This window comes from Flavonifractor sp. An82, assembly GCF_002159265.1.
GTDB lineage: Bacteria > Bacillota > Clostridia > Oscillospirales > Oscillospiraceae > Flavonifractor.
The window spans coordinates 559437-581194 of record NZ_NFHG01000001.1 but is presented as its reverse complement, the minus strand read 5'-3'; the positions used below and the strand labels follow the sequence as shown (position 1 = coordinate 581194).

Annotated in this window: 18 protein-coding genes; 9 read left to right on the top strand and 9 right to left on the bottom strand. The window is 63.1% G+C overall.

Annotated features, from left to right (window positions below):
• The first annotated feature begins 3 nt into the window (after positions 1 to 3).
• The 8 genes from B5G34_RS03240 to B5G34_RS03205 all read left to right on the top strand — a co-directional run bounded on the left by B5G34_RS03240 (position 4) and on the right by B5G34_RS03205 (position 7278).
• Positions 4 to 207, top strand: coding sequence for a 4Fe-4S binding protein (locus B5G34_RS03240; protein ID WP_087334164.1), 204 nt, complete (start codon positions 4 to 6; stop codon positions 205 to 207).
• Positions 204 to 824, top strand: coding sequence for a 4Fe-4S binding protein (locus B5G34_RS03235; RefSeq protein WP_087334162.1), 621 nt, complete (start codon positions 204 to 206; stop codon positions 822 to 824). The genes B5G34_RS03240 and B5G34_RS03235 overlap by 4 nt, the downstream gene beginning before the upstream one ends.
• Positions 825 to 828: 4 nt before the next feature.
• Positions 829 to 1125 (top strand): metalloregulator ArsR/SmtB family transcription factor, encoded by a 297-nt coding sequence (locus B5G34_RS03230; RefSeq protein ID WP_242956781.1) that lies wholly within the window; start codon positions 829 to 831, stop codon positions 1123 to 1125.
• Positions 1126 to 1313: 188 nt separating this feature from the next.
• Positions 1314 to 3224 (top strand): acyl-CoA dehydrogenase family protein, encoded by a 1911-nt coding sequence (locus B5G34_RS03225; protein WP_087334160.1) that lies wholly within the window; start codon positions 1314 to 1316, stop codon positions 3222 to 3224.
• Between the two features lie 176 nt (positions 3225 to 3400).
• Positions 3401 to 4612 (top strand): FprA family A-type flavoprotein, encoded by a 1212-nt coding sequence (locus B5G34_RS03220; protein WP_087334158.1) that lies wholly within the window; start codon positions 3401 to 3403, stop codon positions 4610 to 4612.
• Positions 4613 to 4824: 212 nt separating this feature from the next.
• On the top strand, positions 4825 to 6534 hold the full coding sequence (locus B5G34_RS03215) for a C69 family dipeptidase (protein WP_087334156.1): 1710 nt from the start codon (positions 4825 to 4827) through the stop codon (positions 6532 to 6534).
• A 121-nt stretch (positions 6535 to 6655) separates the two neighbouring features.
• Positions 6656 to 7021: a hypothetical protein gene (locus B5G34_RS03210; RefSeq protein ID WP_140397185.1), complete on the top strand. Its 366-nt coding sequence runs from the start codon at positions 6656 to 6658 to the stop codon at positions 7019 to 7021.
• A gap of 44 nt (positions 7022 to 7065) precedes the next feature.
• On the top strand, positions 7066 to 7278 hold the full coding sequence (locus tag B5G34_RS03205) for an S-layer homology domain-containing protein (protein ID WP_162609409.1): 213 nt from the start codon (positions 7066 to 7068) through the stop codon (positions 7276 to 7278).
• Between the two features lie 63 nt (positions 7279 to 7341).
• On the opposite strand, the gene spoIVA is transcribed toward B5G34_RS03205, so the two are convergent.
• The 9 genes from spoIVA to B5G34_RS03165 form a co-directional block, all read right to left on the bottom strand.
• Complete coding sequence (gene spoIVA, locus B5G34_RS03200; protein ID WP_087334150.1) at positions 7342 to 8820, bottom strand: stage IV sporulation protein A; 1479 nt, start codon at positions 8818 to 8820, stop codon at positions 7342 to 7344.
• Positions 8821 to 8923: 103 nt separating this feature from the next.
• Positions 8924 to 9517, bottom strand: coding sequence for an S-layer homology domain-containing protein (locus B5G34_RS03195; protein ID WP_140397184.1), 594 nt, complete (start codon positions 9515 to 9517; stop codon positions 8924 to 8926).
• Positions 9511 to 11304 carry a hypothetical protein gene (locus tag B5G34_RS18870; protein WP_204245896.1) on the bottom strand — a complete coding sequence of 598 codons (1794 nt, stop codon included), beginning with the start codon at positions 11302 to 11304 and terminating at the stop codon, positions 9511 to 9513. Before B5G34_RS18870 ends, B5G34_RS03195 begins: the two co-directional genes overlap by 7 nt.
• Positions 11304 to 11777 carry a hypothetical protein gene (locus B5G34_RS03190; RefSeq protein WP_087334146.1) on the bottom strand — a complete coding sequence of 158 codons (474 nt, stop codon included), beginning with the start codon at positions 11775 to 11777 and terminating at the stop codon, positions 11304 to 11306. Before B5G34_RS03190 ends, B5G34_RS18870 begins: the two co-directional genes overlap by 1 nt.
• 98 nt (positions 11778 to 11875) lie before the next feature.
• On the bottom strand, positions 11876 to 14155 hold the full coding sequence (locus B5G34_RS03185) for a molybdopterin cofactor-binding domain-containing protein (protein ID WP_343286550.1): 2280 nt from the start codon (positions 14153 to 14155) through the stop codon (positions 11876 to 11878).
• 2 nt (positions 14156 to 14157) lie between these two features.
• Positions 14158 to 14631 carry a 2Fe-2S iron-sulfur cluster-binding protein gene (locus B5G34_RS03180; RefSeq protein ID WP_087268644.1) on the bottom strand — a complete coding sequence of 158 codons (474 nt, stop codon included), beginning with the start codon at positions 14629 to 14631 and terminating at the stop codon, positions 14158 to 14160.
• Entirely contained in the window at positions 14628 to 15422 is a 795-nt protein-coding gene (locus B5G34_RS03175) for an FAD binding domain-containing protein (RefSeq protein WP_242956779.1), read from the bottom strand. Before B5G34_RS03175 ends, B5G34_RS03180 begins: the two co-directional genes overlap by 4 nt.
• A 363-nt stretch (positions 15423 to 15785) precedes the next feature.
• Positions 15786 to 19487: an S-layer homology domain-containing protein gene (locus B5G34_RS03170; RefSeq protein ID WP_087334142.1), complete on the bottom strand. Its 3702-nt coding sequence runs from the start codon at positions 19485 to 19487 to the stop codon at positions 15786 to 15788.
• Between the two features lie 243 nt (positions 19488 to 19730).
• Entirely contained in the window at positions 19731 to 20345 is a 615-nt protein-coding gene (locus B5G34_RS03165) for a Crp/Fnr family transcriptional regulator (RefSeq protein WP_087334140.1), read from the bottom strand.
• Positions 20346 to 20484: 139 nt separating this feature from the next.
• Between B5G34_RS03165 and leuC the strand changes: the two genes are divergently transcribed.
• Positions 20485 to 21744 carry a 3-isopropylmalate dehydratase large subunit gene (gene leuC, locus B5G34_RS03160; RefSeq protein ID WP_087334138.1) on the top strand — a complete coding sequence of 420 codons (1260 nt, stop codon included), beginning with the start codon at positions 20485 to 20487 and terminating at the stop codon, positions 21742 to 21744.
• The last annotated feature ends 14 nt before the right edge of the window (positions 21745 to 21758 follow it).

Below are 21758 nucleotides of genomic sequence, written 5' to 3'. Positions count from 1 at the left end.
TGTATGGCGTCCAAGCGTTATGCCGCCGTGGGGGAGCACTGTGTGGCCTGCGGCTGCTGTGTGAAGGTATGCCCCCTGTCGGCCATCTCGGTGTGGCGGGGTGTGGTTGCCCGGGTGGACCGGGAGAAGTGTGTGGGCTGCGGCAAGTGCGCCAGGGAGTGCCCGGCAGGCACCATTGAGCTCATGGACCGGGAGGTGGAGGCATGAAAGGGAAGAAGCACTGGTACGACTACCTGTGGATCGTCACCCCCATCTATCTGGGGCTGGGGTTCTTCAACATCCTCTTTGCCTGGCTGGGCATGATCTTCTTCTGTCTGCCCCTGCTCATCGCCATTTTCGGGGGCAGCAAGCTCTACTGCAACCGCTACTGTGACCGGGGGCAGTTTTTGTCTCTGCTGGGCGGGCGGCTGAAGCTGTCCCGCAACAGGCCAACCCCCCGGTGGATGCGCTCCAAGGTCTTCCGCTACGGCTTCCTCATCTTTTTCTTCATCATGTTCTTCCAGATGCTCTTCACTACCTATCTGGTGGGGGCGGGAGCCCGGGATATCGGGGAGTTCGTCAAGCTGTTCTGGACCTTCCAGGTGCCCTGGCACTGGGCCTATCACGGCACCCTCTTTGCCCCCTGGGTGGCCCAGTTCGCCTTCGGGTTCTACTCCATCATGCTCACCTCCACCCTCATCGGCCTCATCGTCATGGTACTCTTCAAGCCCCGGACCTGGTGCGTGTTCTGCCCCATGGGCACTATGACCCAGCTGATCTGCACCCTGCGGGCGGGGAAGGCCCCGGCGGAGGGCTGCGCCTCCTGCTCTGGCTGCCGGAGGTGAGAACATGGACGAACAACTGCGGGAAAAGGCCAAAACCATTGCTGAACTGATGGCCCAGATGGCCAACGAAAACCGTCTGCTCATCCTGTGCGCCCTGCTGGACGGGCCCAGGACGGTGGGGGAGCTGGGGGAGAGCGTGCCCAACATCACCGGCCCCGCCCTGTCCCAGCACCTGCACAAACTGAAGGACGGGGGACTGGTCCAGGCGGAAAAGCACGGTCAGTTCGTCACCTATTCCATCAAAGACAGCCGCATTCAGGCCCTGATGGAGGTCCTCAAAGCACAATATTGTACCCAGTAAACAGACAGCGCGTCCCAGTTGGTGTGGGACGCGCTGTCTGTTTTTCTAATTCCTGGTTTTCACATGGGAAATATTTTGTTAAAACTTCATAATTCCTATTGACATACTGTACTTCATTGTGTTAGCATTACCTTATCAAGTAATGATACTCATTATTGATTTAAAATACAGACAAGGAGGACGACACCATGCTGTTCAAGACCACGGAGCAACACGAGGCCCTGCGGGCCAAGATCCGGGCATTTGCGGAAGCGGAGGTCAAGCCCCAGGCCTTCCTGATGGACAAGGAAAACCTGTTCCCTGACGAGGCCATCAAGAAGCTGGGGGAGATGGGGCTGATGGGCATTCCCTATCCCAAGGAGTACGGCGGCGCCGGGCTGGACGCCTTAAGCTACGCCATCGCGGTGGAAGAGCTGTCCCGGGTGGACGGCGGCACCGGCGTCATCCTGTCGGCCCATGTGTCCCTGGGCTCCTGGCCCATTTTCGCCTACGGCACTGAGGAGCAGAAGCAGAAGTATCTGGTACCTCTGGCAAAGGGCGAGAAGATCGGCGCCTTCGGCCTCACCGAGCCCAACGCCGGTTCCGACGCCGGCGGCACCGAGACCACCGCTGTGGACAAGGGGGACCACTGGCTCCTCAACGGCGGCAAGATCTTCATTACCAACGCCCCCAAGGCGGACACCTACGTGGTCTTTGCGGTGACCACCCCCGACATCGGCACCCGGGGCATTTCCGCCTTCATCGTGGAGAAGGGCTGGGAGGGCTTCACCTTCGGCGACCACTACGACAAAATGGGCATCCGTTCCTCCTCCACCGCCGAACTCATCTTCAACGACGTGAAGGTGCCCAAGGAGAACCTGCTGGGCAAGGAGGGCCAGGGCTTCAAGATCGCCATGTCCACCCTGGACGGCGGACGGATCGGCATCGCGGCTCAGGCTCTGGGTATCGCCCAGGGGGCCTATGAGGCCGCCGTGGACTACGCCAAGGAGCGGGTCCAGTTCGGCAAGCCCATTGGCTTCAACCAGTCCATCGGCTTCAAGCTGGCCGACATGGCCACCAAGCTCCGCTGCGCCCGGCTGCTGGTCTACTCCGCCGCCGACCTGAAGGAGCATCACGAGCCCTACGGCACCGAGTCGGCCATGGCCAAGATGTACGCCTCCGACATCGCTCTGGAGGTCACCAACGACGCGGTGCAGATCTTCGGCGGCACCGGCTTCCTCAAGGGCATGGACGTGGAGCGGATGTACCGGGATGCCAAAATCACCACCATCTACGAGGGCACCAACGAGATCCAGCGGGTGGTCATCTCCTCCGCTATCATGGGCAAGCCCCCCAAGAGTGAAGGCGGCTCCTCCAGCCGGCCCAAGAAGCCCGCCCCCGTCACCGGCGTGCGCAAGCGCATCCTGCTGAAGGAGGGCTCCGCCGCCGATCAGGTCAACGCTCTGGTGGAGCACCTGAAGAAGGACGGCCACGACTTTACTGTAGGCATCCCCCTGGATACCCCCATCAGCCAGGCCGAGCGGGTGGTGTCCGCCGGTCAGGGCATCGGGGACAAGAAAAACATGAAGCTCATTGAGAATTTGGCCCGCGCGGCCGGCGCTGCCGTCGGCTCCTCCCGCCCGGTGGCCGAGACCCTGAAGTATGTGCCCCTGGACCGGTATGTGGGCATGTCCGGCCAGAAGTTCAAGGGCAACCTGTACATCGCCTGCGGCATCTCGGGCGCCATTCAGCACCTGAAGGGTATCAAGGATGCCTCCACCATCGTGGCCATCAACAAGAACGGCAATGCCCCCATCTTCAAGAACTGCGACTACGGCATCGTGGGGGACGTGAACGAGATCCTGCCCCTGCTGGCCGCCGCCCTGGACACCGGGGAGAAGCAGCCCGCGCCTCCCATGGTGAAGATGAAGCGCCCCGCACCTCCCAAGCCCGAGCCCATCGGCAAGCGGTATGTCTGCGGCGGCTGCGGCTACGAGTACGTCCCCGAGCTGGGCGATCCCGACGCCGAGGTGGCTCCCGGCACCCTGTTTGAAAACCTGCCTGAAGAGTGGGTGTGCCCCGAGTGCGCCGAGGGCAAGGATATGTTCATTGAGGCCTGAGTGCGCAGGCGTGCGCAGCAGGGCCACAGTGAGCCGCGCAGACGAAAAAACAGGCGACGCCCGGCGGGCGGAGCGGCATTTTTCGCGGAGCGGGGAACAGTGGGCCGTAGCGGAGCCGCCGGAGCATGACAACATCGTGCGCGGAGACGCGCAACCATATAGAAGGAGGGAATACCATGTATTGTGTCCGCAATGTGACGGAAGATCTGTACTGGGTGGGCGCCAACGACCACCGGCTCCACCTGTTTGAAAACATCCACCCCATCCCCCGGGGCGTCAGCTACAACGCCTACCTGCTGCTGGACGAAAAGACCGTCCTCTTTGATACTGTGGACTGGTCGGCCTGCCGCCAGCTGCTGGAAAATGTGGAGCACCTGCTGGGGGAGAGGCCCCTGGACTACCTGGTCATCAACCACATGGAACCCGACCACGGGGCCTCCATCGAGGAGATCCTGCTGCGCTGGCCCCAGGTGAAGGTGATCTCCACCGAGAAATCCTTCCTCTTCATGCGCCAGTTCGGCTTCCAGATCGACGGCCATGAGCTCATCGAGGTGAAGGAGGGGGACGGCTTCTCCTTCGGCAAGCACAACGTTACCTTCGTGGCCGCCCCCATGGTCCACTGGCCGGAGGCCATGGTCACCTTTGACACCACCAACGGCGCACTTTTCTCCGCCGACGCCTTCGGCTCCTTCGGTGCCCTGGACGGCAAGCTGTTCGCCGACGAGGTCAACTTTGACCGGGACTGGATCGACGATGCCCGCCGGTACCTCACCAACATTGTGGGCAAGTACGGCCCCCACATCCAGCTGCTGCTGAAGAAGGCGGGGGGCATCCTGGATCAGATCAAGTACATCTGCCCCCTCCACGGTCCCGTATGGCGGAAGGATCTGGGCTACTTCATTGACAAGTATGACAAGTGGAGCCGCTACGAGCCGGAGGAGAAGGGCGTCATGATCGCCTACGCCTCCATGTACGGCAACACCGAGGCCGCCGCCCAGGCGCTGGCCGCCAAGCTGTGCGAGAAGGGGATCACCAACGTCCATGTGTACGACGTGTCCAATACCCATGTGTCCTACCTGGTCAGCGAGTCCTTCCGGCTGAGCCACATCGTGCTGGCCAGCGTCACCTACAACCTGGGTATTTATCCCGTGATGCACGACTACCTCATGCACCTGAAGGGCCTCAACCTCCAGAACCGCACCTTTGCCCTCATCGAAAACGGCTCCTGGGCCCCCAAGTCCGGCGATCTGATGCAAAAGTTCGTGGATGAGGAGCTGAAGAATATGACCGTCCTCAATGACCGGCTGTCCATCGCCTCCGCCCTCCACGCCGACAAGGCCGCCGAGCTGGAGTCCCTGGCCGACGCCATTGTGGAATCCATGGCCTGAGCACTGAACGCGGGCGCTCCGACTTTTTTTGTCGGAGCGCCCGGTTTTTTGCTACTAACTGGAGAATCTTACAATTAACTGCGTTGACAAAGCGTCTATTTTGTGCAACTATTTGTTTAGTGCCGGAAACATCCGGAATCTGTCGGAGAGAAGGGAGGCAGTTTTTCGCGGACCCCGTACCACAATCACAAAATAAGGAGATGTGTACGACTATGAAGAAGTCCTTTCGCATCCTGTCCGCAGCGCTGGCGGGCACTCTGCTGCTGAGCACCAGCGCGCTGGCCTGTACCGGCGTCTATGTGGGCAAGGATGTCAGCGATCAGGGGACCTATATCATCGCCCGCAGCGAGGATCAGGGCCAGGGCGACTACAACAAGATGTTCATGGTACAGCCCCGGGTGGAGAACGTGCCCGGCCGCTACATCGAGGACACCGCCACCGGCTTCAAGATCCCGCTGCCCGATACCACCTATAAGTACACCTATGTGCCTGACTACACCCGGGGGGAAGACGGCATGTACCCCGGCTCCTGCACCAATGAGTACGGCGTGAGCATTTCCGCCACCGTGTCCACCTCCACCTGCGAGGCCTGGGAAAAGGCCGATCCCTTCGTGGAACCCGGCCTGCGTGAGGCAATCCTGGCCGCCGCCGTGGCTGCCGTGTCCACCAGCGCCCGGGAGGCCGTGGACGTGCTGCTGGGCTATGTGGACCAGTACGGCTCCGAGGAGGGCAACACCGTCATGATCACCGACCAGACTGAGGCCTGGATCGTGGAGATCTACGGCGGCCATCAGTACTGCGCCATGAAGATGCCCGACGATCAGGTGGCGGTCTTCGGCAACCAGAACATGATCGGTCTGGTGGACCCCAAGGCCACCCCTGAGGACGGCTACATCTACTCCGACGGTCTGTTTGAGCTCATCGACCAGCTGGGGCTGGCGGTGAAGGAGGGGGAGCTCTACCACCTGGCCAAGAGCGTCACCAACAACACCCGCGAGGACTACAACAACATGCGCAACTGGATGGGCATGAAGATCCTGGCGCCCTCCCAGGCGGGCGAGTACGATACCGACACCTTCTATCCGCTGTTCTATACACCCGATGAGAAGGTGAGCGTCCTCACCGTCATGGACATCTACCGCAGCCGCTACGAGGGCACCCCTCTGGACGTGACCCTGCCCGGCCAGGAGGAGAACCGGGTCATCGGCACCGAGCGGTCCTCCCAGATCCACATTCTCCAGACCTTCCCCGACTGGCCCGCCTACTGCTCCTCCATTGACTGGCTGGCCCTGGGCAACGCTGAGCACTCGGTGTTCATTCCCTTCTTCTCCGGCATCACCGACACCGCCGATGCCTACAAGGTGGACGGGGACACCTACGATCCCGCCGGCGCCTTCTGGATGTTCAAGCGCATCTGCACCATCGCCGAGCAGAACCGCACCCTGTACGGCCAGAGCGTAAAGGACTTCTGGAAGCTGCAGGAGACCCTGATGTATGAGACCATGCTGGAGGAGGCCCCCAACATGCTGGCCAAGTACCAGGAGAGCCGGGCCGCCGGTGACGCCTATGTGACCCAGCTGGGTATCGACATGGCCGAGCATGAGATGAAGCTGTCCGACAACCTGTATGCCAAGCTGCTCACCACCATGATGCACAATACCGGCCTGGCTGCCGGAAAGACTCCCACCACCTTCCTGGCCGACGTGCCCCTGCGGGAAGTGGCCGAGAGCAAGGGCTACACCGTCACCTGGAACGCCGCCGACGGCTCCACCACCATCACCAAGGGCACCGCATCCTACACCTTCACCCCCGAGAGCTACATCTGCAAGGTGGCCGGCGGGGAGGACGTGGAGCTGACCCACTACTGCTACGTCAGGGACGGCCTGACCTACATCCCCATGGATTTTGCCAATCAGCTGTAACCTGTCATTCAGGATATCTGTAAAAGTACCCGCTCCATTCAAATGGGGCGGGTACTTTTCTGCAATCTTGTGGGAACGGCCCTTGCTTTTCCATGTGCGATCGGTATATTCTACCGGCGTTATGAGTACAACCGGTGAGATACTGTATCCCTTTACCGATAATGTCTGGGATATTGTGCGGACGGATGAGACGGTTACAGCAGATCAGTGGACGAACACGGTGATCGTTGAAACAATGGACGGCAACCCCGGAACCGGCGGAACACCAGGCTCAGAGAAGCAGGGTCTGTTTGATTTTAATATGAAGACCCTGCTGCCGATCCAATATTCCCATATTGAATATTTGAAAGATGGATATTATCTGCTTAGCAATTATGGTGGGGAACAGGGTACCCGGTACGGGATCTATCACTACGGAGAGCGTGTCACGATTCCTGTCGAGTATTCTACTCTGATGCAGCCAACTGGGCCGTGGAGCAGGGCCTGACGGACACATTTCATCCCGATACGCCCGCTACCCGCGCTGATACAGTGACTTACCTCTGGAAGCTGGCCGGGAAGCCCAGCGCAAATGACACCGTGACCTTCACCGATGTAGCCCCAGGCACGGAGTATGCGGACGCCGTGGCCTGGGCGGTGGAGCAAGGAATCACCAGCGGCACCAGCGCCACCACCTTCAGCCCCGATACCACCTGCACACGCGGTCAGATCGTGACCTTCCTGTACCGGAATTTTGCGGAATAAGTAAAGTCCACCGCCCTGCGACCTGGCAGGACGGTGGACTTTTCTGCTTAAGTGGGAAGCGGACTACAGAATGATGCAGATGAGCCCGCCGGAGCCCTCGTTGATGATGCGCTGGAGGGTCTCCTGCAGCTTGGAGCGGGCGTCCTCCGGCATCCGCTTGAGCTTGCCGTTCAGGTCCTCACTCACCAGCTCGTGGAAGGACTTGCCGAAAATGTTGGACTGCCAGATGGCCTTGGTGTCCCCCTCGAACTCCTGGAGCAGGAAGTTGACCATCTCCTCGCTCTGCTTTTCGTTGCCTACAATGGGGGAGACCTCGGTCTCAATGTCCGCCCGGATCATATGGATGGAGGGGGCGGAGGCCTTCAGGCGCACCCCGTACCGGCCGCCCTGGCGGACGATCTCCGGCTCCTCCAGCACCAGCTCGTCGGTGCCGGGCACCACGATGCCGTAGCCGGTGGCCTTGACCTCCTCCAGAGCCCCCGCCACCTTGTCGTATTCGGCCTTGACCCTGGACAGGCGGCTCAAAAGCTCCAGCAGGTCCCCGTCGTCGTGGATGGTAAAGCCCGACTGCTGGGACAGGGTGTCATAGAAGAGGCTGCGGGGGAGCTCCAGGTCGGCGGCAGCCAGGCCGGTACCCAGGTTCATGGAGGTGATCCGGGCCCCGCTTACCGTGTCGCAGGCCCCCATGGCCTCCACGGCCCCCTCCACGTCCCGGATGCGGCGCATATCCCTGGCGCTCTCCCGGATGGCGGCGTACAGGCCGTTTTTGATGGGGTGGTCCCATGGCAGGGCGTCCACCCAGGGGGGGAGGAAGAGGTCCAGCTCCTTCACCGGGAACTCGTACAAAACCCCCTTGATGATGCCGGTCACCGCCTCCTCCTCCAGCTCCAGGCAGTTGACGCACACGCAGGTCACGTCGTACCGGCTGGCGATATCCGCCCGGATGGCCTGGGCCCGGTCGGACCGGGGCTGGGCGGAGTTGAGCACCACCAGGAAGGGCTTGCCTAATTCTTTCAGCTCGGTGATGACCCGCTCCTCCGCCTCCAGGTAGTCCTCCCGGGGGATGTCAGTGATGGTGCCGTCGGTGGTGACCACGATACCGATGGTAGAGTGCTCGGCGATGACCTTCCGGGTGCCGATCTCGGCGGCCTCGGTCATGGGGATGGGCTGGGGGAACCAGGGGGTGGTCACCATCCGGGGGTTGTCGTCCTCCAGGGAGCCCACCGCCCCGGGCACCAGGTAGCCCACGCAGTCGATGAGCCGCACCTTGAAGGAGGCGCCGCTGTCCATGGTGACCTCCACCGCCTCCTCGGGGACGAATTTGGGTTCGGCGGTCATGATGGTGCGGCCCGAGCCGCTCTGGGGCAGCTCATCCTTGGCCCGCTCCCGGCGGTAGATGTTCTCGATGCCCGGGATGACCATGGTCTCCATGAACCGTTTGATGAACGTGGATTTTCCAGTCCGCACCGGCCCCACCACGCCGATATAGATATCCCCCTCGGTCCGCAGGGCGATATCCTCATAGAGCTTGCGTTGTTCCACTGGCAATTCCTCCTTCGGCCATGTTAAGCCGGCGTTTTCTCTACATAGGTATGGGGATAAGCCGTGGAATATGCATGGTGGGGCCAAGGGGGGCCGGGGAAGCTCACACCCGGTCGGTCAGTCCGGCCAGGCGGCACAGGATGGCCGCCGTCTCCGCCCGGCTGATGCCGGTGGAGCCGTTGAAGCGGTGGGCGCCGTCTCCCTCCACGATGCCCGCCCGGTACCAGCGGTACACCACGGGGCCGTAGGGGTCGGAGAGGCGCAGATCGGGGATGAAGCCGTCGGCCACCGTCTTGATGGCTTCCTTCTCGCTGTCGGGCACCGCCCGGTCCAGCAGATCCACCACCTGATAGCGGGTGGCGGTGACGGTCATGGTGCTCAGTGGCACCTCTGCGGCGGTAAAGAGGCCGTTATTGATGCAGTAATCATAGGCCCCCTGATACCAGGGACTGCCGCCCTGGGGAAGGGTCTTGCCATTGCGCTCGGCGTGGAGCCGGGCAGCCAGGGTGACCACCTCCGCCGTGCTGAGGGTGGCGTTGGGGCTGAAGCGGCTGCCGCCGGTGCCGTTCATCAGGCCGGCCTGGGCAGCCTTGCCCGCATACTGGGCGTACCAGGCGGAGTCGGGTACATCGGAGAAGGTGGTGGGCTGGGGCTCCGGCTGTTCGGAGCCGGTCTGGAAGAAGCGCTCTGTCAGCACCAGGGTCTTTCCCCCATCGGAGGGTGGGGGGCCACCAGCTGGCCGGAGGACTTCACCAGGTCGCTGGCAATGACCATGCCGCTGCCGGTGCGGACGGGGGAGAGGGTGAAGTTCTCCCAGTTTTCAGGGGTGGCGCCCCAGGTATAACAGCTGCCGTCCTTGGTGACCGCCATGCCCAGGCTGGCGGAGATCACGTCCTTGTCAAAAATCTTTACCGGCTTGACCTGGGCCTTGCAGCCGCTGTCGGAGTCAATGGTGTCATAGCCGCCGCCGTTGCCTACATGGCCTTCGTCATTGTAGCCCCAGCTCCACAGGCCGCCGTTGGCGTCGATGGCCCAGCCGTTTTCGTCTTCCATGCCCACAGAGATCATGCCGTCCAGGATCTTGGTGGGCTTCTGGGGCTGGCCGGTGAGGGTGGAGACGATCTTGTCCGTGCCGGAATAGCCGTCGGCGCCCCAGGCCCAGACACTGCCGTCGGTCTTCAGGGCTGCCGCCCGGTGGTTGCCGCTGCTCACCTGGGCCACATGGTCCATCACCCAGTGGATGCCGTAGTCGTCGCTGTCCAGCATCTCCTTGCCGCTGCCGTCCTCACCGACGTTAGGGCTGCCCAGGAAGTACAGGGAGCCGTCGGTCTTCAGGGCCAAGGCCCCAAAGCGGCCGCCGCTGACCGACTGGACCCGATCCATCAGCTTCTGGGGGGTGGTCACAAAGGCCTCCGGATCGTCGGTAAACCCCAGATAGCCCAGATAGCCCCAGCCCCAGAGGGTGTTGTCCTCTTTGACAGCCAGGATGGCGGAGTAGTAGCCGTCGGTGGAGTCCACCTGACGCACGTTCTGAAGCAGAGCGGTGGGCGTGGTGACCTGCCCGGAGGACTGTCCGTTGATGTAGCGGGCCTCACCCACGCCCCACAGGGTACCGCTGCTGTCGATGGCTGCGGTATAACTATCCTGCTGGGTAAAGCGGCCGGACAGCTGATCGGCCTGCTGCACCGCCTCCCGGATGGTGGGAGCGGTCCGGGGGTCGGCAGGTGCATCACCGGAGGGGTTGGGAGTAGGAGTGGGGGTAGGAGTCGGAGTCGGCGTAGGGGTAGGAGTCGGAGTCGGCGTCGGCGTGGGCTCAGGCTGGGCCTGACCCGGGGTGTGGGCGGTGACGCCGCTGCCGTCCAATACATAGAAGGTGGGGGCGGAGTTGTTGGTGACATACCACACCACGCCGCCCCGGTAGGGGATGGGCTGGCAGTCCGACAGGGGTGCGGTGGCGGTCAGAGGCTGGCTGGGCACCCCGTCGGCGGTGTAGGGGATGTAGTTGAGGGTATCGCTTACGGTGCCGCCGCTCTTGCTGTTCCACAGCACATAGCCGCCCTCCAGCCCGGTGGGGGCCACCAGGGGGGTGGTGCTGCCCGCGGAGCCGTTCAGCTTGTACTGCCTGCCCTTGCCGGTGGCCTTGTCCATGTACTGGAAGTAGATGGAGCGCTCTCCGCCGCCGCCCACGCCGTCATAGTTGTAGGCCATCACATATCCGTCCGAGGTCTCCGCCAGACCGCCCACCGAGCCGCCGGTGGTGTTGGCGCCGATGGCTCCGGCAAAGGTGATCAGGTCCAGATTCCAGCACCAGTTGGAGTACCGGGACCCGGAGAATTTGCCGGTGGAGGCGTTGGAGTAGTAGCCGGTGAGCACGGCGCTTCTGGGGTAGGCGTCGCCGTGGTCCAGGGCAATGATCTTGCCGTCCTCGTCCACCAGAATGAACTGGTTGAAGGAGTGGCTGACGTAGCCGTAGGAGATGTTCATCACGTCGTAGTAGGAGTCGGTGATGGACAGGGGATGGTGGTGTTGGCCCCCTTCAGGCTGGCAGCGCCCAGCCGGTTCCAGTCCTTGTCATACTTGACCACCCGGATGACCTCGGTGGAACTGCTCTCGGTGGGGTTGGTCTGGCCGAAGATGAGGAAATTATAGTTGGCTCCGGCGTAGAAGCCGCCCCAGATGGGCAGCTCCGGCTCCAGGGTCCGGCTGGAGAGCAGGGCAAAGTCCCCGCTGTAGTCCTCAATGACCACCTTGCCGCCGGTGTATTCCACCCGGGTGAGTCCGCCGGCGTTTTCGTACAGGTAGGAGGTCACCGGCTTGCTCCAGGTGGCATAGTCCTCCTTGTGGATGTTGCGGCTCTCCGTCGGTGCGGCGGCTGCTGCCGGGGTGGGGAACAGGGCCAGCAGCAGCGCCCCGGTACAGACCAGAGCGGCCATGGATTGCAGCAGCTTACGTTTCATCAGATTACCTCGTAACAAAAAAGGAGCCTGCCGGTTACCCAACAGACTCCTTTTCTTGCGCTAAACCGGCAAAACAGGGACGGATATGAGGTTTTCGATCAGATTTCCCGGCCCATGAGGATCTTCTCGGCGGTGATGGGCAGGGAGCGCACCCGCACGCCGGTGGCGTTGTACACCGCCTGGGCGATGGCGGGGGAGGGGGTATTGATGACCACCTCGCCGATGGATTTGGCGCCGAAGGGACCGTTGGGCTCGTAGCTTTCCTCGAAGTCCACCCGGATCTCGGGCACATCGGTGCGGCAGGGGATCTTATAGGTCATAAAGGTGGAGTTGACCATCTGGCCCTTGGGGTCGTAGTTGATGTCCTCCAGCAGGGCCATGCCGATGCCCTGGGCGATGCCGCCCTCGGCCTGGACCCGGGCCAGGTTCTTGTTGACCACGGTACCGCAGTCCACCACGCCCACATAGTCCACGACGCGGGTTTCGCCGGTCTCCAGGTCCACTTCCACCTCGGCAAAGCCCGCCATGAAGGGCGGGGGAGAGGTGGGGCTGCAATGGCTGGCGGTGGCGGTGAGCCACTGGGTGCCCTCGCCCACCACCAGATCCTGGGCCAGCTTGTCCAGGGTGACGGCGTTCTCCGGGTTGGTGCGGTCGTACACCCTGTCCCCGTCAAACTCCGCCCGCTCGGGGTGGATGTTCAGGCGGCGGGCGCCCTCAGCGGCGATCTTCTCGCCCAGCTCGGTGCAGGCCTTCACCACAGCCGCGCCGGTGACGTAGGTGGTGCTGGAGGCGTAGGAACCGGTGTCGAAGGGGGAGTGGTCGGTGTCCACCCCGTCCACGGTGATGCGCTCCATGGGGCAGTTGAGGATCTCGGCGGCCATCTGGGCCAGAATGGTGTCACAGCCGGTGCCCATGTCGGTGGCACCGATCATCAGGGTATAATAGCCGTCGTCGTTGAGCTTGATGGTCACCGACGCGGTGTCGATGGCGGAGATGCCGGAGCCCTGCATGGTCACCGCCATGCCCACGCCCCGGACACGGTGGTCGTCCACCTTGACGCAGGGGTATTTTCCCTTCCAGCCGATCATCTCCATGCCCCGCTCAATGCACTGGGGCAGCTTGCAGCTGGTGAGGGGCTCGTTGTAGTAGGCGGCCATGTTCTCTCCCACATGGGGCAGGTTCATGAGCCGCAGCTGGGCCGGGTCCATGTTCAGCTTCTCGGCCAGCTCATTGATGGCCGACTCCATGGCAAAGCAGCCCTGGGTGGCGCCGTAGCCCCGGAAGGCGCCGGCGGCCATGGTGTTGGTATACACCACGTCCCAGGAGAAGCGGAAGGCGGCCTGCCGGGCATAGAGGGGGATGCTCTTGTGGCCCACCAGCCCGATGGTGGTGGAGGCGTGCTCGCCGTAGGCGCCGGCGTTGGACAGAGCGTGCATGTCCACCGCCTTGATGGTGCCGTCCTTCATGGCGCCCACCTTCACGTGGACCCGCATCTGGTGGCGGCTGTTGGAGGCCTGGAAGGACTCCTTCCGGGTGTAGACGATCTTGGCGGGCTTGCCGGTGCGCAGGGTGACCAGGGCGGGGAAGAGCTCGCTGACCAGGGTCTGCTTGGCACCGAAGCCGCCGCCGATGCGGGGCTTCACCACCCGCACCATGTTCTTGGGCAGGCCCAGGGCCCGGGCGATGGTGCGGCGGCAGTGGAAGGGCACCTGGGTGGAGGTGACCACGTTGAGCCGCCGGTTGTAGTCCAGATAGGTGTAGGTGCGGAAGGTCTCCATCATGGCCTGGGCGTTGGCCTTGGTGTAGTAGGTACGGTCCACCACCACGTCGCAGGCGGCCAGGGCGGCCTCCACGTCGCCGTCAGAATCGCAGCCGCTGGACACCAGGTTGCGCTTTTGGTCGCCGCCGATGTCGAAGTGGTGGAAGTAGTCCTCCTCCGGATGGACTACGATGGGGTTGTCCAGGGCGGTCTCAAAGTCCAGCACCGGCTCCAGAATGTCGTACTTCACCTGGATCATCCGCATGGCACGGGCCACGCAGTCCTTGTCCCGGCCGGCCACGATGGCCACCGGGTCACCCACATAGCGGACGGTGCGCTCCAGGATATAGCGGTCATAGGGGGAGGGCTCCGGATAGGACTGGCCGGCCAGGGTATAGCGGATCTGGGGCACGTCCTCCCAGGTCAGGATGCAGGAGATGCCGGGCACACGGCTGGCGGCGTCCTTGCGGATGGACTTGATGCGGGCGTGGGCGTGGGGGCTGCGGAGCACCTGCACCACCAGGCAGTCCCGGGGCACCATGTCCTCGGTGTACACGCCCTTGCCGCCGGTGAGGGCGGCGCCGTCCAGCTTGGGGATGGCCTGATTGACGTATTTCAGATTCATGCCTGACCCTCCTTCTCCCAGGGCTTGTCGTGGAGCCAGGCCCGCAGGGCCCGGGTCTGACCGGCATAGCCGGAGCAGCGGCACAGGTTGCCCGCCAGATAGTTGGAGATCTCCTCCTCGGTGGGGTCGGTGAGCTCCCGGCGCATGGCCAGCACCGCCATGATGAAGCCGGGGCTGCAATAGCCGCACTGCTCGGCGCCCTGGGCGGTCATGTACCGGCCGAAGGAGGCGGCCTCGTCCTTCACGCCCTCCAGGGTGGTGACGTGGAGGCCGTCGGCCCGGGCGGCGGGGTAGGAGCAGGACAGCACCGGCTTGCCCTCCACCCACACGGTACACAGGCCGCAGTTGCTGGTGTCGCAGCCCCGCTTCACGCTGACGTAGCCGTACTTGCGCAGAAACTCCAGCAGCATCATATCGTTGGGGATGTGCTTGTTGTACAGCATCCCGTTGACGGTGATCTTGACTTTCATCCCTTGTTCTCCTCCATGCACTGCTCTGCCGCCCGGCGCACCAGCACGGCAGCCAGCTTCTTCCGGTAGTCCGCCCCGGCCCGCAGGTCGGTGCCGTAGGTCAGCTCGTCGGCGGCCGCCTGTCCGGCGGCAGCGGCCCCCTTGCCCTCGTTGAGGCAGGCGGCGGCGGTCTCACAGCGCACCGCCCGGGCGGGACGGGCTCCCACCGACACGGTCCACTGGCCGCCCAGGCAGCTCACCGCCGCCGCCAGGGTGGGGAAGTCGGTGGTGGAGCGGCGGACGCTCTGGTAGGCGGCCCGGCGGCCGTCGTCCCGCACCCGCACCTTCAGCAGAATGTCGTCAAAGGCGATGGGGGAGGCCATGAACTCCGCCAGGGGCTGCTCACCGCCCCGGTAGAGCACCACGGAGGCGTCCAGGGCCAGCAGGGCGCAGGTCAGGTCGGAGAAGCCGAACCGGGAAAAGACAGAGCCCCCCACGGTGGCGCAGTTACGGAAGGGCACCCCCACGATGTGGGACACGCATTCTCCCAGAATGCCGTCAAAGCGGGACGTGACGGCGGGGTGGGTCTCCAGCTGATGGAGGGTGACCGAGGCCCCCAGCTCCAAAAAGCCGTCCTTGACCTCGATCTGGTCCAGGCCCAGCCGGGACAGGTCGATGGCGCGGCTGATGCGGCGGCCCAGTTTCAGCCAGCAGCAGCCGCCCAGAATGGCGCTGTTCCGGGCGTCCCGCTGGAGCAGCTCGTCAGCTTCCTCCAAAGTCTCGGGAAACACGTAGCTTTTGATGGTGAACAAATCCAATTCCTCCCCATAAATCGGGTTTTCTCTCATTTGCAGAACTCATTATACTGGCTGAAATGCAGGATGTACAGTCCAAAGAAAGAATTTTGTAGGAAAAAGAAAATCTGAGAGAGGATTTCCATGGAAAATGGCCGCCCAATGGGCGGCCATTTTCAGCTTGTTAAAAAAGCCTCGCAGAGTTCGCGCCCGCAGGCGCGAATAAAGTCAAATCCGTTTTCAGCCGCGACATGTGCGTGGCTGAAAACACGTCTCAGGCTGCAAGTGTGGGTTTTGTTCGCCTTTGGCGGACAAAATCTGCATGCGGCAGACTGCATCCCACTCGAAAAAGTGGCCGCGCCACTTTTTCGACACTCTCAATCAGGTGTCCAGGAAGCGCTGGAGGATGACAGCGGCCTCGGCACGGCTGGCCTGGCCGGTGGGATCCAGCAGGTTGCCCGTCTTGCCGGTGATGAGCTGCTCACCCACCGCCCAGCTCAGGCCATCCGCCGCCCAGGCGGAGACGGAGGCACCGTCGGCGAAGCCGGCGAGATTGCCGGAGGCGGAGGTGTCCAGCTTGGCATACTGGGCGTAGCGATACAGAATGGTGGCAAACTGCTCACGGGTGATGCTGTCGTTGGGACCGAAGCGGCCGTCGCCGTAGCCGCCCACGATGCCGTTGGCGGAGGCCCAGGCCACCCCGTCGGAGAACCACTGACCGGCGGGCACGTCGGTAAAGGAAGCGCCGGTGGGCACGTCCTCACCGCTGAGGCGGAAGAGGATGGTGACCAGCATACCCCGGGAGAGGGGCATGGTGGGGGAGAAGGTGGAGCTGCCGGTGCCGGACATGAGACCCTTGCCGCTGACAAAGGCCACGCCCTCCGCCGCCCAGTGGTCGGCGGGCACGTCGGTGAAGCTGGTCTGGGGCTGCTGGCTCTGGCTGCCCAGGTCCTCGGCGGTGAGGGGCTGGTCAGAGAGCATCTTGGCATAAATGGTGTTGGTCACATAGCGGTAGTCGTCCTGCTGATGGGCACGGTTGTTCACGGAGTTGGCAAAGATGGTCAGATCCATGCCGTTGCGCTCCAGAGAAATGGCCTCCACAAAGTTGTCGATGGGGGTGCCGTCCTCATTGAGGCAGCAGCCGGCGATGAAGCTGTCCTTTGCTGCGGCCTGGATGAGCACCTGAGCGCCGTCGGGCACCTGGGTGAGCACGCCGCAGTTATAGGTGTACGTCACATAGTCCTGATCGGCCACATAGCTGGCGGTGGTCAGGCTGTCGGTGGGATAGGTGACGGTGTGGAGTGCCTCCATACCCAGGGTGTTATACTTGAGATCGGTCACCAGGTTCTCAGAGATGTACTTCAGGGGGCTGGAGCCGGTGGCGATGTAGGGCGTGCCGCCCTTGACGGCGGCCACGGCGGCGGCGCCGGCCTCGCCCTGGTTGAGGGCCACGTTGCCCACGATCACGTCGGCCTTGGCGGGATCGTCGGTGATGGTGAAGCCCAGCTGGTCGGCAAAGGCCATCACATCATAGTTGGAGGTGCCGTTGCTGTAGACGTTGCGGTAGTTGATGAAGCCGTAGCCCTTGCTGAACCACTTGGAGAAGTAGCCCTCGGTGACGGCGTTGCCGGAGAAGGGAGCGTAGCGGCCGGCCAGGAAGACGGTGGGCTTCTCGATGGCGCTGGCCTGAGGCATCTGGCTCACCCGGGCGGCGGAGAGGATGTACTTGCCCGCCACGGAGGTATAGTCGGCGTAGGACAGAACGAAGTCGCCCTTGTTGTCGCCGTCAGTGATCATGCCCACGGTCTTGCCGCTGTCCAGCAGGGCGTTGACCGCACGGACGGCCTCGTTGCCGCTGTTGGACAGGATGACGATGTCACCGGAGGTGCCGGTGAGCTGGGAGGCGCCGGACACGGTGGTGACAGCGGTCAGCTTGCCGTCAAAGGCGCCGGGCTTGGCAATGGCGGTGCAGTCAAAGCCGCGCATAGCGGGGAAGTTGGACACCGACTCGGAGTAGAGCTCGGGGAAGCCGGAGTTGGAGGCGTCGGCGCCCTGCCACAGCACGGCGTTGGCATAGTTGCGCTTGGCCTGGGCCATATCCACCACCAGGGAGCCGGCCTTGTAGGTGACTCCGTCCACATAGACGTCAGCCGTCAGCTTGGACAGCCGCACGCCGTTGCGCAGCAGGAACTCGCCCATCTCGTAGGCGTCGGCCACATCCCGCTGGGAGGCGGAATCCACGGGGATGACATAGTACTCGGGGAAGTAGTTGTTGTTCTGGGCGTAGGGCACCCGCCAGGTGTCCTCATCCAGCTTGTTGTTGTTCACGTCCACATACCACTTCTCCATCTTGTCCCGATGGTCCTCGTTCTCCACGCCCCGGCGGAAGAACTCCAGCTGGTTGCGGTAGATGTCGTCCTTGTTGTCCATGACGTAGTCGATCAGGCCGTAGATACCGTACTCGAACAGGTCGGTGGAAGCCTGGTTGTTGTAGGGGGTCTCAATGGTGTAGCCCAGAGCGCCGCAGTTGAGCATGGCGTAGCTGGGGCCGTAGTTGGTGCACAGATCGTCCCAGGCGGACCAGTGCATGGTGGAGGGATCATAGTCGTCACGCAGGGGGGTGTAGTAGGACCAGAACAGGGTGTCCGGGTGGTCCTCACGGGTGGCGGACATGGTGCCCAGAGCGGCGGTGCCGAAGGCCTCGGCGCCCAGAGCGAAGTTCTTCACCAGCAGATCGTACTCCAGGTTGGGCTCATGGGGAGGGGTACAGGGCTCCACCAGGAACTCGTCCATGTAGCCGTGGAGCTCGGCGAAGACCACGGGGTTCCAGTCGTTGATGACCTGCACCAGGTTGGTGGTCTCGTTCTGGGTCTGGTTGGAGGCGTCACGGTTCAGGTCGAAGCCGTTGTCGTTGCGCCGGGCGTTGTAGGTGCGCCCGTCGGGGTTCTCGTTGGGGCAGATGACAAAGATGATGTCGTCCAGAATGTCGTCCACCTTCAGCGTGATGTCCTCGCTGATGGTGTACAGCTCGCTGGCATCGTTGACACCGGTGTTGTTGCGGATCTTGCCGTCGGCGTCGGCGGTGAACTTCTGGGAGCCCAGGCCGGAGATGCCCAGATCCACCACGTCCTTGGCAAACATGGAGGAGATGTCCACGTCAGAATCCAGGAACCCGGTGAGGGTGTTGTAGCTGATGGTCTCCTGGGTGGCCAGGGCCCGCAGCAGATTGAGCTGGGCGTCCACGCCGGGGTCCTCGTCGGGGTGGACGTTATTCAGGAAGAAGGGGACCCGATAGGCACCCAGAGTGCCGTTGTCCAGCTTGAGCATCAGGGAGGCCGGGTCGGTCTCCGCGATGGCGTTCATCTGCTGAAAAGCGTCCACCGAGGCCTTGCTGTCGGACAGAGTGACATAATACTGGTCACGGCCGCCCTCGCTCTGGCCGAAGGTGGTGACGTTGAGGTAGCGGCCGGGCAGGGCGTCGGCCATGATGTCCCGGATCTCCTCGTCGATGTCGTCATAGCGGGTATAGGTGTCGTAGGCGTTCACCGTCATGACGGCGGAGGCCAGGGTGGTGTCCCCGCTGCGGACGGAGAAGGTGTAGTCGCCAATGAAGCTGGGCCACACGTTGCGCCCGCTGGTGGAGGCGCCGTTGATGCCGATGAAGGAATCAGCGGTGAAGGGCAGGGTGACGATGACCTTGCCGCCCTCCTGGCGGGCGGTGACCTCACCCAGGGTAAACAGGGCCTTGCCTCCCTCGCCGCCGTTCCAGACCTGCCACAGGTCCAGACGGTCGCCGGTATAGTAGTAGGGGTAGATGTCGGTATCCTGGAAGGCCTTGTCCCGGGTCAGGTACCATTTCAGGTCCTTGGCCCACTGGGCGGGATCGGCGCCCCCCAGCTGGGAGGAATCCACCGTCAGGGTGGCGGCAAAGGCCTGGTCACGGTCCACCAGGGCCAGGGTCTGGTCGGAGAGGGTCAGGGTGGCCGGCTCCGCGGCGGAAGAAAGAACGCTCATAGAGAGCAGCATGCTCAGGGCCAAAAGCAGGGAAAGAACACGGGCACGGGAACGGGTCCTTGTGGTCATGATCGATGCCTCCTTATTTTCCTTGTACAAATGGGGATTGCGCAAGGGGTCCTTGCGGGCCAAGAATGCCCGCTGCGTGAGATGCTTACTGCTGCATGGGCGCCTCCTCCTCTTTCCTTAAACTCAGGAGCGGAACCAAGTTTCCTTAAACGTATCTTAACCTAGGACAAGAGCTTCGTCAAGATATCAAAACAACTTTTGTGATTGTGGTTTTAAATAGTCAATATGCACAGATTCAAGCCCTCAGCCGTTGGTCAAAAATTCCTCCAGGCCCTGCCGGTTGGTCAGGTGCAGGCTCTTGTAGCCGGTCTTGATCCAGCCCTTTTTGTCGAACTCACCCAGCACCCGGCTCACCGTCACCCGGCTCACCCCCACCGAGGCGCCGATCTCCTCATGGGTGCAGCGCACCGTGTCCTCCGGCCAGGGCAGGATGGACAGCAGGTGGCGGGCGATGCGCTTGTCCGCCTGGAGGAAGTCCCCATCCACATGGCCGGAGAGCATTCGCACCCGGCGGGCCAGGTCCTCCAGCATGGCAATGGCCAGATCGGGATGGGCGGCAAAGACCTGGGTCAGGTGTTGCCGGTCCACCGCCACCAGATGGCAGCGGGTCACCGCCATGGCGGAGGACACCCGGGGCTGGCCGTCGAAGAAGGCCGCCTCGCCCATCAGCTCGCCGGCGTGGGGGAGGGTGAGGATGCGCTCTTCCCCCTCGGGGGAGGAGATGAAGCACTTGGCGGTGCCCGATACAATGTAATAAAAGCAATCCGCCCGGGTGTCCTGGAGATAGATCAGCTCCCCGGGCTCCTTGCACAGGACGGGCTGGCCGTCGGCCAGAGGGGTCCAGATGTTGCGCAGCATGGCGGCTGCCTCCTTTCAAACGGTTGGCTGTGGGGCGGGGGAGTTCCGTCCCTGTGTTTAGATTGTAGCATGGTTTACATTCTTGTGGCAAGGGGGTATGGTATCCTCATACCAACAAGAAATAAGGAGGCGCCCTCGTATGGGAATGACCATGACCCAAAAGATCCTGGCCCGCCACGCCGGACTGGACCAGGTGGTACCCGGCCAGCTGGTGGAGGCCAAGCTGGACCTGGTGCTGGGCAACGACATCACCGCGCCCGTCGCCATCACCGAGTTCCGCAAGGCGGGACTGACCCAGGTATTTGATAAAGACAAGATCGCCCTGGTACTGGACCACTCCACCCCCTGCAAGGACATCAAGTCCGCCCAGCTGTGCGCCCAGGCCCGGGAGTTTGCCAAGGAATACAACATCACCCACTTCTACGACGTGGGCTGCATGGGCGTGGAGCACGCCCTGCTGCCGGAAAAGGGCCTCACCGCCCCCGGCGAGTGCATGATCGGCGCCGACTCCCACACCTGTACTTACGGCGCCGTGGGCATGTTCTCCACCGGCGTGGGCTCCACCGACATGGCCGCCGGCATGGCCACCGGCCTTGCCTGGTTCAAGGTGCCCGCCGCCATCAAGGTCACCCTGACCGGCAAGCTCCAGCCCTATGTGTCCGGCAAGGACGTGATCCTCCACCTGATCGGCCAGATCGGCGTGGACGGCGCTCTGTACAAGTCCCTGGAGTTTGCCGGGGAAGGGGTAGGGGAGCTGTCCATGGACGACCGCTTCACCATCGCCAACATGGCCATCGAGGCGGGCGCCAAGAACGGCATCTTCCCGGTGGACGACAAGACCCGTGCCTATCTTCAGGGCCGGGTGACCCGGGATTGGGAGGCCGCGGAGGCCGATCCCGACGCGGTGTACGACCAGGAGATCGTCATTGACCTCAATACCCTCCAGCCCACGGTGGCCCTGCCCCATCTGCCCTCCAACACCCGCACCATCGGCCAGGTAGAGGGCACCCACATCGACCAGGTGGTCATCGGCTCCTGCACCAACGGCCGTCTGGACGACCTGCGGCAGGCCGCGGCGGTGCTCAAGGGCCGCAAGGTGGCCGAGGGCGTGCGCTGCATCGTCATCCCCGCCACCCAGCAGATCACCCTGGACGCCATGGCCGAGGGCCTGATCCAGATCTTCATCGAGGCCGGCTGCGCCGTGTCCACCCCCACCTGCGGCCCCTGCCTGGGCGGCCACATGGGCGTGCTCTCCGACAACGAGCGGGCCATCTCCACCACCAACCGCAACTTCGTGGGCCGCATGGGCCCCGTGTCCTCCGAGATCATTCTGGCCAACCCCGCCGTGGCCGCCGCCTCCGCGGTGGCAGGCTGCGTGGCCGATCCCCGGAAGCTGTAAGGAGGTTTTCAGGC